This is a genomic window from Polynucleobacter sp. MWH-UH2A (genome assembly GCF_018687195.1).
GTDB lineage: Bacteria > Pseudomonadota > Gammaproteobacteria > Burkholderiales > Burkholderiaceae > Polynucleobacter.
On sequence record NZ_CP061321.1, the window covers coordinates 344,229 to 359,088 of the forward strand.

The window sequence follows — 14,860 nt, forward strand, 5'->3', positions numbered from 1 at the left end:
ACATTAGATAAACATAACTCATGCGCATAGGTGAGCAATAGCCACATAGACGCATGAAACGTACAGGTAGAGACAAATGACTCAATTGCAAGATGTAAAAACGGTCAATGTGAATGGCGTGGATATAGCCTATCGATTTGATGGTCCCGAAAATGGTCGGGTTTTACTGGTAGCCAATAGCTTGATGGCCAATGGCAGCATGTGGGATTGGAATGTGCCTGCATTTGCTGATCGCTATCGAGCGCTTCGTTACGATAAAAGAGGCCATGGTAAATCGAGTGTCGTGCCTGGCCCTTACAGCATTGCGCAATTAGCAGATGATGCAGCTGGCCTCTTAGACGCCTTAAACATTGAGAAAGCGCATTTCATGGGCTTATCGATTGGCGGCATGATTGGCCAGCAACTAGGTGCACGCTACCCAGAGAAAATTTACTCGCTGTCTCTTTGCAACACAGCAAGCGAAATGCCGCCTCGCAGTTTGTGGGAAGATCGCTTTCAAACCGCGCGCACAAAAGGGCTAGCCGGTCTAGTCGATGGGACTATTCAGCGCTGGTTTACTGCGCCATTTATCGAGCGTGATCCTCAGGATATTGAAAAAGTGCGCCAGATGATTTTAGGAACGAATGTTGATGGCTATATTGGCTGCGGAAGTGCAGTACGCGATATGGCGCAAAGTACGATGCTTCTAAAGATTAAGGCCCCAACCCTTGTACTCTCTGGGCGCCATGATCCAGCCTGTACAGTAGATCAAGGAATCGTGCTCAATAAGTTAATTGATGGTTCGCAGATGGTTATTATTGAAGATGCAGCGCATTTATCGAATATTGAGCAGCCCGCTCGATTCAATAAGGCGGTGCGAGAGTTTATTGATTCGGTAGATGATCGTTTGTAATTTACCAGCTCCACATCGTTTCAATAAGTAACTAACAATACTCAATCAATAACAAGCAGTACTCAATTTGCATTATTACTAGAGGGGTTTATATGGCTGATTTATCAGTAGATCAAATGAAAGAAATTCGTGCCAATGTATTGGGTGCTGCAGCAAAAATTCCAGGGGCTCTTATTGGCCTTGGCATCCTATTCATCATTCTCGGAATGATTGGCGTTGCTGGCCAAGTTTTGTTCTCACTGGTATCAGTCAATGTCTTGGGCATTTTCCTTTTTGCGGGCGGTGTTCTGCAGGCAATTCATGCTTTCAAATCCGCAGGCTGGAAAAGTGTCACTATTCAGCTCATCTTTGCCATTTTGTACATCGGTGCTGCTATCTATGTTTGGGCATTTCCGATTCCTGCATTAGAGGCAATTACGTTGTGGCTTGCAGCAATCTTTTTTGTCACTGGTTTCTTGCGCCTGATTGCGGCATTTCAGCATCGTCATTTTGCTGAGTGGTTCTGGCTTGCTTTATCTGCAGCGATCTCTATTTTGATGGGTGTACTCATCATGAATAATTTTCCATCATCTAGCTTATGGCTGCCAGGCTTATTGATCGCGATTGAATTGTTGTTGCAAGGCTGGTCTTTATTGTTCATCGGATTTGCCGCTAAGTCGCTGACGAAGTAGGGCAAATCAAAATAAGCAAACAGAAATAAGAATTCAGAATTACAAATAAATAGGCATAAAGAGCAATAGTCATGGCAATGAAAAAAACAGATCTGTATAAGAATTTAGCCTTGACTACTGCTCAACGCATGAAGAATGCAGCTAAGACCCCTAAGCCAGGGGTAGCAGAAGCGCATGTAAAATCCAAAAAAGAGCTAGCAGAGGCAAACCCTCTGTTGGCTTCTTTGATGGGCAAGAAAAAGCCGAAGAAAAAATAATTCTTCGTAATCAGTAATTCAGAATCAAGCAGCATGTCATTGAAGATTCTTCAGGCTTGGCAACTATTCCATCGTCGAGTTCGGTGGATTTCCAGCGCAGTGTCTTTACTGTTGCCATTCTTATTGTTTTTGCAGGTGAATCATTCTTGGGCGCAAATTGCACCCCCTCCTAACTACGATCAAAAGCTCAATGACATGGTGGTCAATGCCACGCGTTCGGGGACACCATTAGATGAAATGTCGCTCAATACGACGATTCTGACGAAAGAGGTATTGGAGGCTTCTCCCGATCAGACCATTGATCAAGTACTCAAAAATGTACCAGGCGTATTTTTAAACGATGTTCCGTACTATCAAAAAGATCCCACAGGCCAAAGCATCAATGTCCGTGGCTTAGGTTATGGCCGCACATTGGTATTAATTGACGGATTGCCAGCTAATGATGCGTTTTATGGAACTGTGCAGTGGAACTTAGTGCCCATGTCCTCGATTGAGTCGGTAGAGTTTGTACGTGGTGGGGTCTCTAGTCTTTACGGCAACTATGGCATGGGTGGTGTTATCAATATCAATACCAAGACGCCAAAAAATAGTTCGCAAGACGTATCAGCAAGTTATGGTTCATTTGCTACTGGCAATGTGGCAGCCTCCAAAGATCTCATTGTCTCTGATGCGATGCAGATGCGGATCTCTGCAGATTACTTCTCGAGTGAGGGCTTTCAGAACTACGCCACAATTTATCCAGGGTCGCCTAGTAATACCAAGGGCATGACAACGGATTCAACCAAAAATTCTAATATCCGTTTGCAGAATTATTTCCGCCCGACTCAAGATACCAATGGCTTTCTGCGGCTAGGCTATAGCACTATGGCAGACCTGAGTAATAACTTTGCTATTGCCCCTAATTTGATTCAAACAGCAGATGTAGCAGGGGGCACAACAACGCAGCTCGATATTGATAAAAAAGTGCAGGTCAATGCTTACTATCAGGCGACTAATTTTTATAAGCAAACAGCCAATAGTGCCGGTACTTACATTAATGCTAACTACACAGATCCTTATTCCACATTAGGGGCATCAGCACAATACACGCATGATCTAAAAGCCGCTGGTATTGATCAATATATCCTGGGGGTTGATGCCAGAAATATTTCTGCTTCAAACCTGACAAATAACTTATCGACTGGTGGCGCGGTTAATTCCGTTAACTATGCACAAGGACAGCAAAATTTTTACGGCTTGCTAGGACAAATCAAATCAAAAGCCAGCGCTATTCCGCTGGAGACCACTCTAGGTGCGCGCGTGGATGTATGGAATAGTCAAACCCCAACACTCTATAACGCAGGGGCAAATGGATCCAATCCTTTGTACCAATCCATTCCAAATAAAAGCAAGACGCAGCTGAGCCCTACTTTAGGTTTGCTATACAAATTAAGTGAGGGCTGGGATTTGCGGAGTGCTGCCTATCAGGCTTTTCATGCGCCGAGCATGAATAACACTTTGCGTAGTTATGGAAATTCCACGACTGGATATACGATTGCAAATCCCAATCTCACGCCTGAAACGATGACTGGTTACGAGGTGGGTACTGACTATCGCTGGAAGAGTGGATTTGCTCAACTCACCGCTTTTAATAACTATATTCAAAATGCGATCACTAGCTATAAGATCACTAGCGCTAATTCAACATTTGCCTATAACTTGTGTAGCGCTAGCGGCATTTCCACGGGAACCTCTGCGGGTTGTTATGTACCCCCTACCTCCGCCTATACCAATGTCAGCTACTACACGAACCAACAAAACCTCTTAAGCCGCGGTATTGAGTTTCAATATCACCAAGATGTAAATGCACAATGGGCTTTGGATGGAGGATATAGCTATACAAATACGATCTTGACCTGGAGCGCCACAACAGATCCTATTAATACTCAAGTCGGTGGTGTTCCTAGAAATATGGCTAATGCAGGAATTACTTACTACCCCGTTCCTCAGGCTAGCCTGACAACAACTGTTCGCTATGTTGGCAATTCTTGGATGGCAACAGGATCCTTGCCAGTCCCTGCATATGCTGTAGTCGGCCTCAAAGCAAATTACCAACTGACCCCGCAGGCATCCGTTTTTGCTTCCGTAGTGAACTTATTTAATCGGCAATACGTGACATTTAATATTGCTTCCTCCGCAAACGCCTATCAGGCTGGTATGCCTCAAGCCATCACAGTGGGGGCGCGGTTGAATTTCTAATAACTGTAAGTAAATTGATGCACTGCAGTAGTTTTAGGTTTTGGATAGTTATATTCAAAATGCATTAGGATTTAGCAAATCGTAGTTGCGTAGTTTGTATTAAATAAAAACAAAAGCAATAAAAACAGGAGATTTACCAATGAAATTAAAAACCATTCATTCTTTGATGTTTGCTGCTGGCATGGCGGTAGCCACCCTAGCTAGTGCGCAAGCGCCGGCACCATCGCCAGTTCCAGCATCAGGCATTCCACCAACTTGGGCGCAAGGAAGAACGCCTGATGGCATGAACCCATCATTAGCACCAAATCCTCCCGGTATTTCTGCAATGCCTGCAGATGAAATTCCGGTAAGTAAATTAAAGGTGCCTGCAGGCTTCAAGATTGAACTATGGGCATCCGGTATGCCAAATGGTCGCTCAATGACTGAATCTCCAAGCGGTACAGTTTTCGTTGGTACGCGCTTTACTGGCAATGTGTATGCGGTAGTGACTAAAGACGGTAAGCGTGAAGTCAAAACGATTGCCAAAGGCTTACACCGTCCTAATGGCGTAGCGTTTGCTAATGGCTCGCTCTATGTGGCAGAACTCTCGCGCATTATTCGTTATGACAACATCGAGCAGAACTTAGACAATCCTCCAGCTCCAGTAGTGGTGTTTGATGCTTTACCTAAGGATGAGCCACACGGCTGGAAGTTTATGAAGCTCAGCCCAGATGGCCAGTATTTGTACTTCCAGATTGGTACGCCAGCAAACATCGTGGTGCCACCTTCAACTCATGCAACGATTGTGCGTTTGAACTTGAAGACTAACATTCTAGAAACTGTTGCAACTGGAGTTCGTAATAGCGTTGGTATGGACTTCCAGCCTGGCACTAAAGAGCTTTGGTTTACCAACAATGGTCGCGATTGGGTTGCTGAAGATAAACCAGGCGATACCCTGAATCGTTTAGTGCGTCCAAAAGGGATGAACTTTGGCTATCCTCATTGCCATCAAGGCGACTTCTTGGATCCAGAGTTTGGTAAAGGCCGCTCATGCGATGAGTTTGATAAGCCTGTCTATAACTTAGGCGCACACGTAGCAGCATTGGGTATGCGTTTCTATAACGGTAAACAGTTCCCTGCCGAATACAAGGGCAATATCTTTATTGCAGAACACGGTTCATGGAATAAAACAAAACGTGTTGGTTATCAAGTGGTTCGCGTAGTGTTAGATTCCAATAACAAAGTTGTGAAGTCTGAGCCATTTGTTACTGGTTGGTTAGAAGGCGAAAACTTCTGGGGTCGTCCAGTAGATGTGCAGATGCTCAAAGACGGATCGATGTTGGTATCCGATGATGAAACTGGCGCCATCTTCCGCGTTTCTTACGGCAAATGAAGCTAGTGTTAAAAACTAAGGCCATCCTTGAGGTGGCCTTTTTTACTTCCTTCGCTCTGATTGGTTGTGCAGAATCTTTCGCCGCTCCACCTGATGCGGTAGCAGGAAAGGCTAAAGCCCAAACCTGTTTTGCCTGCCATGGTGAAAACGGTATTGGCATTTCTCCCGATATTCCGAATTTAGCTGCACAACCTGCCCTCTCAATTACTTATCAATTGATTCAGTTTCGTGGCCAACAGCGTAAAGGCGGTGCAATGGAGGCTCTCGCTGCAGGATTGAATGATCAAGATATGCGCGATATTGCAGCGTATTACGCTGCCTTGCCACCTCCACCCGCAAAATTTGGGAACGCCGACATGATTGCTAAGGGTCAGCAGATCTCTAATGTCCAGTATTGCAATTCTTGTCATGGTGCTCAGTTGCAAGGGCAAAAACATATTGCCCGTCTTGCAGGGCAATCGCCCGAGTATTTGGTGACCCAGTTAAAGAATATTCGCTCTGGTAGCCGGGTGGATATGGATGGAACGATGGGTAGTGCGGCTCGAGGTTTAAGTGATGAGGATATCGAAGCTATAGCGGCTTATGCTGCTTCGCTAAAATAGGGTATTTACATTAAGCACTCTTATCCTTGCAGTCTAAAAACCATTTCCTTCTGGTCGATTTTTTAAAGACCTTTGCAGCCTTAACGATCATCCTTCACCATTTCTCCAGTTATGGACAAATTGCGGAGGATGCAAGATTGCTCTTGCCAGGTTTGATGACTTGGTTGTTTGAGTATGGTCGTTATGCAGTACAAATCTTTTTAGTCATGGGTGGCTATTTGGCTGCTCAATCACTCACTCGCACCAGCAATCTTCAGAATCCTAGGGCTGTACTGAAGACAATATTTAACCGCTACCTCCGTTTATTTGCACCGTATGTGGTTGCACTGATATTGACGATTATTTGCGCGTGGTTTGCGCGCTTTTGGGTTCAGGATGAGTTTGTGGGTGAATCTGAAACGATGGGACAGTTTTTAGCTCATCTATTTTTCTTGCAGGGGATACTAGGCTTAGATTCGATTTCGGCTGGAGTTTGGTATGTAGCCATTGACTGGCAGTTGTACGCCATCCTAGCCATCATGTTTTCGATGTTTCCAGGGTATCGCTCACTGATGTGGATCTTGGCGGTGTTGTGTGTCTCATCCTTATTATTTTTTAATCGCTCAGGGGTATATGAGAACTATTTCATTTACTTCATTGGGGCGTATGGCCTAGGTGTACTAGCGCAGCTTTGTAAAAACTATCCTGATCCCTTGGTAAATCGTGTAGCCAAATTCTTTTTTATTGGTATTGGATTCGTTATTTTGATATCCACTTTTCATCAACTATGGATACGCAATATCTTGGCTTATGTGGTTGCTATCGCTCTGGTTATCTGGGGTGATTGGGCTTACAAAGATCATGGCAAGGAACAAAGACGAGGTCATGAAAGCAGGACCCACAAAATAGTGAACGCCATTCTATGGGGGAGTAGGCGATCGTACTGCGCCTTCTTGATTCACTTCTCTTTTGTCTTGCTTGCTAATACCTTATACATTGCTTGGGGTATGAGCCAACGTCATGAAGGTGTATTGGCTATTGCTTTAATGCTGGTGGCAATAGCGGCAAGTTGGATTGCAGCAAACTTTCTTTATCGATGGGTTGAGGTGCCGTCTCGTAGTTTGAAGCTTTAAATAAAGCTTTACAGGCCCATTTCCTTTAAGACTCGAAAGATTTCTCGATAAGCCTTGGGCGGCTTATTCTGTTCTTTCTCTTTGCGGGCATTTCGAATGAGTGTGCGCATATTCTGAATATCCATATCCGGATATTGCTCAATCATTTTGGTAAATGTCTCATCATTAGCAATGAGTCGATCGCGATAGCTTTCTAGAAAATGTAACTTTGCTGTTTCTGCTTTGCTAACGCCCTGAATTGCATCCAATCGCTTCTGGATTGCCTCAAGCTCTTCATCATCCAATGCACGCATCAGCTTGCCCAGGTATTGCTTATGACGGCGAATCGCTTCAAAACTTTTGATTCTGTTTGTTTCCGCTACTGCGTTCTTGATGGTTTCATCTAGAGGAATAGTTTTTAGTGCATCACTACTTAAAGCCGCTAAAACCTCGGCCAACTTCTGACGCTCCGTCATTTGACGCTTTAGCTCAGACTTGCTTGGTCCTTCGTCCTCTGGAACTTTAGGGGTGCGGTTTTTTTCGTTTAGATGCATGCTTTCATTTTAGACGGCTATTGCCCGCCAGTTACTCTTTACTAATTTTTAATTTGAATAATTTGAGTTCCGCACTTGAGAAGAGCTGACTTCTGCCGATTGTGTTTGATGGCTTTAATCTTCCGGATTGTACGTATCTTCGCAATGTGGGAATTGAAATCTCTAAATATTCTGCAGCTTCTTCGGCCGAAAAAATTGTATCTCTAAGATGTCCAAATACTTGCTCATGGCTAAAGACTGGGTTATTTTCTAGTTTAGTGAGAGTCATATAATCGATTCTATTAAATAATAGACGCTACTCTCCATAAGGTTTATTCCGAGACTATGACCCGAACAGGCAATTACGACTACATCATCATTGGAGCTGGTAGCGCTGGCTGCATGTTGGCTAAGCGTCTAACTGAGAACCCAAGTAAGAAGGTGTTGCTTATTGAGGCGGGCAAGAGCGACAACTATATTTGGATTCATATTCCGGTTGGCTACCTCTATTGCATTGATAACCCCAGAGCCGATTGGCGTTTTAAGACCGTTGCCGAGAAAGGTCTTAATGGTCGCTCACTACTTTACCCTCGTGGTCGTGTGCTCGGTGGTTGTTCATCGATTAACGGCATGATCTATATGCGTGGTCAGGCCGGTGATTATGAATCTTGGGTGCAAGCGACTGGTGATGACGCATGGTCTTGGGAGAATGCACTCAAACGCTACAAATCGTTTGAGGACTATCACAGTGCTGCTAATCAATGGCATGGCAAAGGCGGTGAGTGGACAGTATCGAAACAGCGTCTGCGTTGGCCCATCATGGATCGATTTAAGGATGCTGCTGTAGAAGCTGGTATTCCTGCGTCGGATGACTTCAATCGGGGTGATAACTTTGGCGTAGGTTATTTTGATGTGAGTCAGCGTAAAGGTTGGCGACTCAATACTTCAAAAGCATTTTTAAAAGATGCCATGAAGCGAAGTAATTTAACGGTAATTACAGAAGCAGTAGTCACAAAGCTGATGATCGACCCAGACACCAAAAATTGCAGCGGAGTGGAATATCGCAAGAACGGCGCAATTCATCAATCTTTAATCAATCAAAGTGGCGAGGTCATTTTGAGTGCTGGCGCCATTGGTAGTGTGCAGATTTTGGAGCGATCCGGTATTGGTGCTGCCGCACATTTGAATAAATTAGGAATTCCAGTGGTCGCAGATTTGCCCGGAGTTGGTGAAAATCTCCAAGACCATTTGCAATTGCGCATGGTCTATAAAGTTAGTGGCATTAAAACTCTCAACACCAAAGCCAATTCTCTTTTTGGAAAGTTGATGATTGGTTTGGAATATCTCTTAAAGCGCTCGGGCCCGATGTCAATGGCGCCATCGCAGCTAGGCGCGTTTGCATACAGCTCCTCAGAGCAAAAGAGCGCCAATGTGGAATACCATGTTCAGCCTCTATCGTTAGAGCGTTTTGGAGAAGACCTACATTCATTTAATGCATTCACGGCGAGTGTGTGTAATTTGCGACCCACATCGCGTGGCAGTGTACATATTGCATCAACCGATCCTGAAGCGCCGCCTATCATCAATCCAAATTACTTATCAACCGATGAAGATCGCAAAGTGGCTGCAGAGTCATTACGCTTGACTCGAAAGATTGCTGAGCAAGCTGCGCTCTCACCTTACAGTCCAGAAGAGTACAAGCCGGGCATGCAATATCAATCTGATGAGGAGTTGGTAAGGGCGGCTGGTGATATTGGTACAACCATTTTCCATCCAGTAGGCACCTGCAAAATGGGTCGTGCTGATGATCCGATGGCAGTCTTGGATTCAGAGTTGAAGGTGAGGGGCATTAGAAGATTGCGGGTGGTTGATGCGTCAGCCATGCCGACCATTACTTCTGGCAATACTGCGGCCCCCACGATGATGATTGCGCAACGTGCCGTAGAATTGCTCACGCGTGAATAGTTCAAAAACAAAAGACCAGTCGGGTTATCAACTACCAATCAGCCATTTGCTGTTAGCTTTAGCAATTGTTGCGGTATGGGGTACGAACTTTGTCGTGATCAAAATCTCGCTTGAAAGTTTTCCGCCATTTGTATTTGCTGCTTTACGCTACATCTTCGCTTTTTTGCCTGCAGCTCTATTTTTTCAAAGACCCAAAATCTCTTGGAAAAATTTATATGTTTATGGCGTTGCTGTTGGAGTAGGTCAATTCGGCATTTTGTATTTTGCGATTGATGGCAATATTTCTCCGGGCTTAGCCTCCTTGGTGATTCAGACACAGGTCTTTTTCACAATCGGCTTTGCCATGCTATTTGCTAAAGAAAGTCTCAAGCTATATCAAGCGCTAGCCGTAGGGGTTGCAATGACTGGTCTTGGCATTATTGCGGTGCACACAGATTCCACGACAACATTTCTGGGTTTGGCATTAGTAGTATTTGCAGGTTTTTCATGGGGTGTAGCGAATACGACCAGTCGCCGTGCTGGCACTATCAATATGCTCGCGTATGTAGTGTGGGCTAGCGTTTATGCCATTCCCCCCTTGGTTTTGATGGCTCTAATATTCGAGGGTGGCTGGACGGTTGTGAGTGATTCTTTGATAAAGGCGCCAATAGGGGCTTGGTTAGGTGTCTTATGGCAATCCTGGGGCAATACGCTGTTTGGCTATGGTGCTTGGGCCTGGCTCTTATCAAAACACCCAGCAGCAGTTGTTGCACCCGCACCATTATTAGTACCCATCTTCGGAATGGGGGCATCTGCCTATTTCTTGTCTGAGCCACTTCCCCCATGGAAGATCGAGGCGGCAGGGTTAGTAATCACTGGCTTAATGGTGAATTTATTTTGGCCCAGTATTCGTAATCGATTGGCTAAGTAAATTCAAAGATGAGTTGGGGGATGGATTGAGAGATAAAGCCATCAAAATGGCTAATGTAAAACCCTAATACAAAGCTCTTTTTTTGCTATTGCAATAACAGTAAGATAATCCTTCGTCATTCGTAGTAACTATAAAAAAGTTTTATTTCAATAGCATTTTTCAGTCATGGAGACTTTATGAAGATTCGTCATCACATTTTTGCAGTAGCAGCTACTGCAATGCTTGCAACTGGCGCTTACGCTGCCGATATTAAAGTGGGCGTTATTGGCCCATTTACAGGTGGCTCATCCTCAATGGGTGTAAGTATGCGCGACGGTGTGCGCTTGGCAACTAAAGAAATTAATGCCGCTGGCGGCATTAATGGCAACAAGATCGTATTGGTAGAGCGCGATGATGAAGCAAAAAATGAGCGTGGCGTACAGATTGCTCAAGAATTTATTAACAACGAAAAAGTAATCGCTACCCTTGGTTATATCAACACTGGTGTTGCATTGGCTTCACAGCGTTTCTTCCAGGAAGCGAAGATTCCAGTATTGAACAACGTTGCTACAGGCTCATTGGTAACTCATCAGTTCCCTAATGCACCTGAGAACTATGTTTTCCGTAATGCTGCTGCCGACAATATTCAGGCTCCAATGATTGCTAAAGAGGCGGTTGAGAAGCGTGGCTTGAAGAAAGTGGCGATCTTGGCTGACTCTACTAACTACGGTCAGTTAGGTCGTGAGGATTTGGAAAAAGCCTTGAAGACATATGGCGTTACTCCGGTTGCTACAGAGAAATTCAATATTGGTGACGTGGATATGACTTCACAGTTGCTCAAAGCAAAAAATGCTGGTGCTGATGTGATTTTGACTTACGCAATCGGACCTGAGTTGGCACAAATCGCTAACGGTATGGCGAAGTTGGGTTGGAAAAAACCAATGATTGGTAGCTGGACTTTGTCTATGGCAAGCTTTATCGATACCGCAGGTAAAAACGGTAACGGTGCAACAATGCCTCAGACATACATTCAGACTCCATCAACAACTGCTAAGCGTAAGGCATTCCAAGAGGCTTATTTAAAAGAGTTCAAGCCAAAGAACAACAACATTGCTTCTCCAGTTTCTGCGGCTCAGGGTTACGATTCTGTATACCTCTTGGCTGCTGCAATTAAGCAAGCAAATAGCACTGAAGGATCAAAGATTTTGGCAGCTTTGCAAGATCTTAAGACTCCAGTAGATGGTGTAGTGATTACTTATAACAAGCCATTCTCTGCAACCGATCATGAAGCCATTAAGGCAAAAGACGTAGTCATGGGCGTAGTTGAAAACGGTCGTGTTGAGTTCTTGAATTCAGAAGATGCAACTGCCAAGAAGAAATAAGCCCTCTTCAAGTTGCAAGCAATAGATTATTTTGCATTGCAACAATTGATCAAACAAAGCGCCGCCCAAAAAGCGGCGTTTTGCTTACAATGGCGGATTCGTTAATAAAAGTAATAAAAATATTAGGCCAATAACATGGAAATGCTTGCACAAATCCTCTCGAGCGGAATAGCGGTAGGAATGATCTACGCGGTTATCGCTTTCGGGTTTCAGCTCACTTTTGCCACATCAGGCACTTTGAACTTCGGTCAAGGTGAGGCTCTGATGTTGGGCGCGCTTGTCGGCCTCACTTGTGTGGACACCTTTGGTATGAACTACTGGGTGATGATTCCAGTGGTCTGCTTATTTGGTATGTTGCAAGGTAGTTTTGTTGAATTAATTGGCGTTCGCCCTGCGATCAAAATTAAATCCGAGTTTGGTTGGATTATGTCGACGATTGCTCTTGGAATTATTTTCAAAAACGTTGCTGAAAATATTTGGGGTCGTGATGCATTGCCATTTCCAGCTCCGCTTCCAATGGAGCCTATGAATTTCCTTGGTGCAAATATTCTCCCAATGGAAATCTTAGTAGTTGTCGGTGCATTGGTAATGATGTTGTTGGTAGAGTTCTTCAACCGTAAAACCATTTACGGTAAGGCGGTAGTGGCTACAGCAAATGATCGTGACGCTGCTGGATTGATGGGCATTAATACCAGTGTAGTTATTACTTTTTCTTATGCTTTATCTTCCTTAACAGCTGCATTTGCCGGTGTATTGATTGCGCCGTTAACCTTGACTGGTGCGACTATGGGTGGTGCCTTAGGTTTGAAGGCATTCGCAGTGGCAATTATTGGCGGCTTATCTAGCGGCCTCGGAATTATTGTTGGTGGTTTGATTTTGGGTATTGTCGAAACCGCTACTGGCTTTTATATCTCTACTGGTTACAAAGATGTTCCAGGTTTGATTTTGTTATTGCTTGTATTGGCATACAAACCTTCTGGTCTCTTCGGTAAATCTGCAATTAAGAAAGTTTAATGATGAAGAAGTCTCTACTCCCTCTATTAATTGCGATTGCGGCACTCTTTTGCTTGCCTCTCTTTATTCATAACCCGTATTACATTCACTTAGTTGAAACGATTCTGATTTACACCATTCTCTTGTTTGGTTTGGATATTGTTGTAGGTTATGTAGGTCAAGTTTCATTGGGTCACGCAGCCTTATTTGGTATTGGCTCGTATACGGCCGGCGTTTTGTATTTCCATTTTGGTTGGACTATTTGGGCAACCTTGCCAGCCTCAGTTGTAGTTACCTCCATTTTTGGTGGCATCTTGGCGTTGCCGGCCTTAAAGGTAATTGGCCCATATTTGGCGATGGTGACTTTGGCCTTCGGAACCATTACTCAGATTCTGATTAATGAAATGACCTGGATGACTGAGGGCCCATTAGGCATCAAGATTCCTAAACCAGATCTCATGGGCGTGCCTATGACCAAGGCTGAATACTTCTGGTTGGTCTTGGCGGTTTTAGTCATGTCTTTGGTGGTTGTCGACCGTTTCGTTAAATCTCAAATTGGTCGTGCATTTGAAGCTTTGCGTGATAGCCCGATTGCTTGTGACTGTATGGGTGTTTCCGTATATCGCTTTAAGGTGATCGCATTTGTGATTAGCGCGGCTTTTGCTGGCTTGGCTGGTTGCTTATATGCTTATTCAGAGCAATATATTTCACCAAACACCTACAACAACGAATTAGCTGTTCTGTTCTTATTGGGCATCATTATGGGCGGACGCAAGTCACGCTTGGGTGCTTTGATTGGCGCGGCAATCATTGTGTTATTGCCTAAATTATTAGATGACATCAACTTGTTCCGTATCGTTGCATCAATTATTGCAATCGTAGTGGTAGTTGGTGCTGGTTTGGCGCTCTCCAAGAAGTTAACTACTCCAAGACGTGTAGCGGTTCCAATCGCTGGCGTAGTCGGTTTGGCTGCATTCTCATTCTGGCTTAATACGATTTCTGACTGGCGCTTGAGTATTTTCGGCTTCATGATTTTGTTGGTGGTGTACTACTTGCAAAACGGTATCGTGGGCTTTGCAAAAAGCTTCTACCAATCAATTACAGGTAAAGCAAAAACTACTCGTGGTGGTGAAGTTGAGGTGGTCGATGACTCGATTAGCTTTATTAGCGCTGTGGGCACTCAAAATACCGGTGCAGAACTCTTAAAAGTAGATTCTGTATTGATGCAGTTCGGTGGCTTGAAAGCGCTGAACAACGTTGACCTTAGTATTAAGCGCGGCACTATTCATGGTTTGATTGGTCCTAACGGCTCCGGTAAGAGCACCATGATGAACGTGTTGACTGGTATCTACGTACCTACTGCTGGTAACGTGTTGTATGCCGGTGAAAGCGTCGTTGGTAAGACTTCTTCTGACATTGCCTTATCTGGTATCGCGCGTACCTTCCAGAACGTACAGTTGTTTGGTGAGATGACTGCCATCCAAAACATTTTGGTTGGTTTGCATCACACCTTTAAATCCAACATGCTTGAGGTTGCCTTAAATCTGCCACGCTATAAGCGTGAATCTGCTGAGGCACATGCGCGTGCAATGGCCTTGTTGAAGTTTGTGGGCTTGGACGACTTGGCTAATGAAGAGGCGCGTAACTTGCCGTACGGTAAGCAGCGTTTGCTAGAAATTGCTCGTGCATTAGCGCTTGACCCAGAGTTACTTCTCTTGGATGAGCCAGCCGCAGGCTTAACAGCCCCTGATATCAAAGAGCTCTTGCGCATTATTCGTAAGATTCGCGATAACGGCATTACCTTCATCTTGATTGAGCATCATATGGATGTGGTGATGTCAGTTTGCGACACCGTGTCTGTATTGGACTTCGGTCAGAAGATTGCGGAAGGTAAACCAGCTGAAGTTCAGGCAGACGAGAAGGTGATTCATGCCTACTTGGGTACTTAATCACTAGAACAATATTGAACGGTAAA

Annotated in this window: 14 protein-coding genes; 12 read left to right on the forward strand and 2 right to left on the reverse strand. The window is 44.5% G+C overall.

Going from position 1 to position 14,860, the window contains the following annotated elements:
* Positions 1 to 76: 76 nt before the first annotated feature.
* The 7 genes from pcaD (at position 77) to IC571_RS01890 (ending at position 7,144) form a co-directional block, all read left to right on the forward strand.
* Positions 77 to 892 (forward strand): 3-oxoadipate enol-lactonase, encoded by an 816-nt coding sequence (pcaD, locus tag IC571_RS01860; protein ID WP_215317153.1) that lies wholly within the window; start codon positions 77 to 79, stop codon positions 890 to 892.
* Between the two features lie 92 nt (positions 893 to 984).
* Positions 985 to 1,563, forward strand: coding sequence for an HdeD family acid-resistance protein (locus IC571_RS01865; protein WP_215317154.1), 579 nt, complete (start codon positions 985 to 987; stop codon positions 1,561 to 1,563).
* 71 nt (positions 1,564 to 1,634) lie between these two features.
* Positions 1,635 to 1,820 carry a hypothetical protein gene (locus IC571_RS01870; RefSeq protein WP_215317155.1) on the forward strand — a complete coding sequence of 62 codons (186 nt, stop codon included), beginning with the start codon at positions 1,635 to 1,637 and terminating at the stop codon, positions 1,818 to 1,820.
* Positions 1,821 to 1,853: 33 nt separating this feature from the next.
* Positions 1,854 to 4,058, forward strand: a complete 2,205-nt coding sequence (locus tag IC571_RS01875) for a TonB-dependent receptor (protein WP_215317156.1) — start codon at positions 1,854 to 1,856, stop codon at positions 4,056 to 4,058.
* A gap of 139 nt (positions 4,059 to 4,197) precedes the next feature.
* Positions 4,198 to 5,430, forward strand: a complete 1,233-nt coding sequence (locus tag IC571_RS01880) for a sorbosone dehydrogenase family protein (RefSeq protein WP_251373467.1) — start codon at positions 4,198 to 4,200, stop codon at positions 5,428 to 5,430.
* The gene (locus tag IC571_RS01885) at positions 5,427 to 6,032 is read left to right on the forward strand and encodes a cytochrome c (RefSeq protein ID WP_215317157.1); all 606 of its coding nucleotides are present in this window, start codon (positions 5,427 to 5,429) and stop codon (positions 6,030 to 6,032) included. The genes IC571_RS01880 and IC571_RS01885 overlap by 4 nt, the downstream gene beginning before the upstream one ends.
* 26 nt (positions 6,033 to 6,058) lie before the next feature.
* Entirely contained in the window at positions 6,059 to 7,144 is a 1,086-nt protein-coding gene (locus tag IC571_RS01890; RefSeq protein ID WP_215317158.1) for an acyltransferase, read from the forward strand.
* 8 nt (positions 7,145 to 7,152) lie between these two features.
* Here the strand turns inward: IC571_RS01890 and yjgA are convergent, their stop codons facing one another.
* Positions 7,153 to 7,677, reverse strand: coding sequence for a ribosome biogenesis factor YjgA (gene yjgA / locus IC571_RS01895; protein ID WP_215317159.1), 525 nt, complete (start codon positions 7,675 to 7,677; stop codon positions 7,153 to 7,155).
* Between the two features lie 31 nt (positions 7,678 to 7,708).
* The gene (locus IC571_RS01900; protein WP_215317160.1) at positions 7,709 to 7,945 is read right to left on the reverse strand and encodes a helix-turn-helix domain-containing protein; all 237 of its coding nucleotides are present in this window, start codon (positions 7,943 to 7,945) and stop codon (positions 7,709 to 7,711) included.
* Between the two features lie 56 nt (positions 7,946 to 8,001).
* Here IC571_RS01900 and IC571_RS01905 point away from each other — a divergent pair, with 56 nt between their 5' ends.
* The 5 genes from IC571_RS01905 (at position 8,002) to IC571_RS01925 (ending at position 14,834) form a co-directional block, all read left to right on the forward strand.
* Positions 8,002 to 9,621: a GMC family oxidoreductase gene (locus tag IC571_RS01905; RefSeq protein WP_215317161.1), complete on the forward strand. Its 1,620-nt coding sequence runs from the start codon at positions 8,002 to 8,004 to the stop codon at positions 9,619 to 9,621.
* Positions 9,614 to 10,531, forward strand: a complete 918-nt coding sequence (locus tag IC571_RS01910) for an EamA family transporter (RefSeq protein WP_215317162.1) — start codon at positions 9,614 to 9,616, stop codon at positions 10,529 to 10,531. Before IC571_RS01905 ends, IC571_RS01910 begins: the two co-directional genes overlap by 8 nt.
* A gap of 176 nt (positions 10,532 to 10,707) precedes the next feature.
* Complete coding sequence (locus tag IC571_RS01915; protein WP_215317163.1) at positions 10,708 to 11,892, forward strand: ABC transporter substrate-binding protein; 1,185 nt, start codon at positions 10,708 to 10,710, stop codon at positions 11,890 to 11,892.
* A 135-nt stretch (positions 11,893 to 12,027) separates the two neighbouring features.
* The gene (locus IC571_RS01920; protein ID WP_215317164.1) at positions 12,028 to 12,906 is read left to right on the forward strand and encodes a branched-chain amino acid ABC transporter permease; all 879 of its coding nucleotides are present in this window, start codon (positions 12,028 to 12,030) and stop codon (positions 12,904 to 12,906) included.
* Positions 12,906 to 14,834 (forward strand): ATP-binding cassette domain-containing protein, encoded by a 1,929-nt coding sequence (locus IC571_RS01925; protein ID WP_215317165.1) that lies wholly within the window; start codon positions 12,906 to 12,908, stop codon positions 14,832 to 14,834. Before IC571_RS01920 ends, IC571_RS01925 begins: the two co-directional genes overlap by 1 nt.
* Positions 14,835 to 14,860 lie beyond the last annotated feature (26 nt).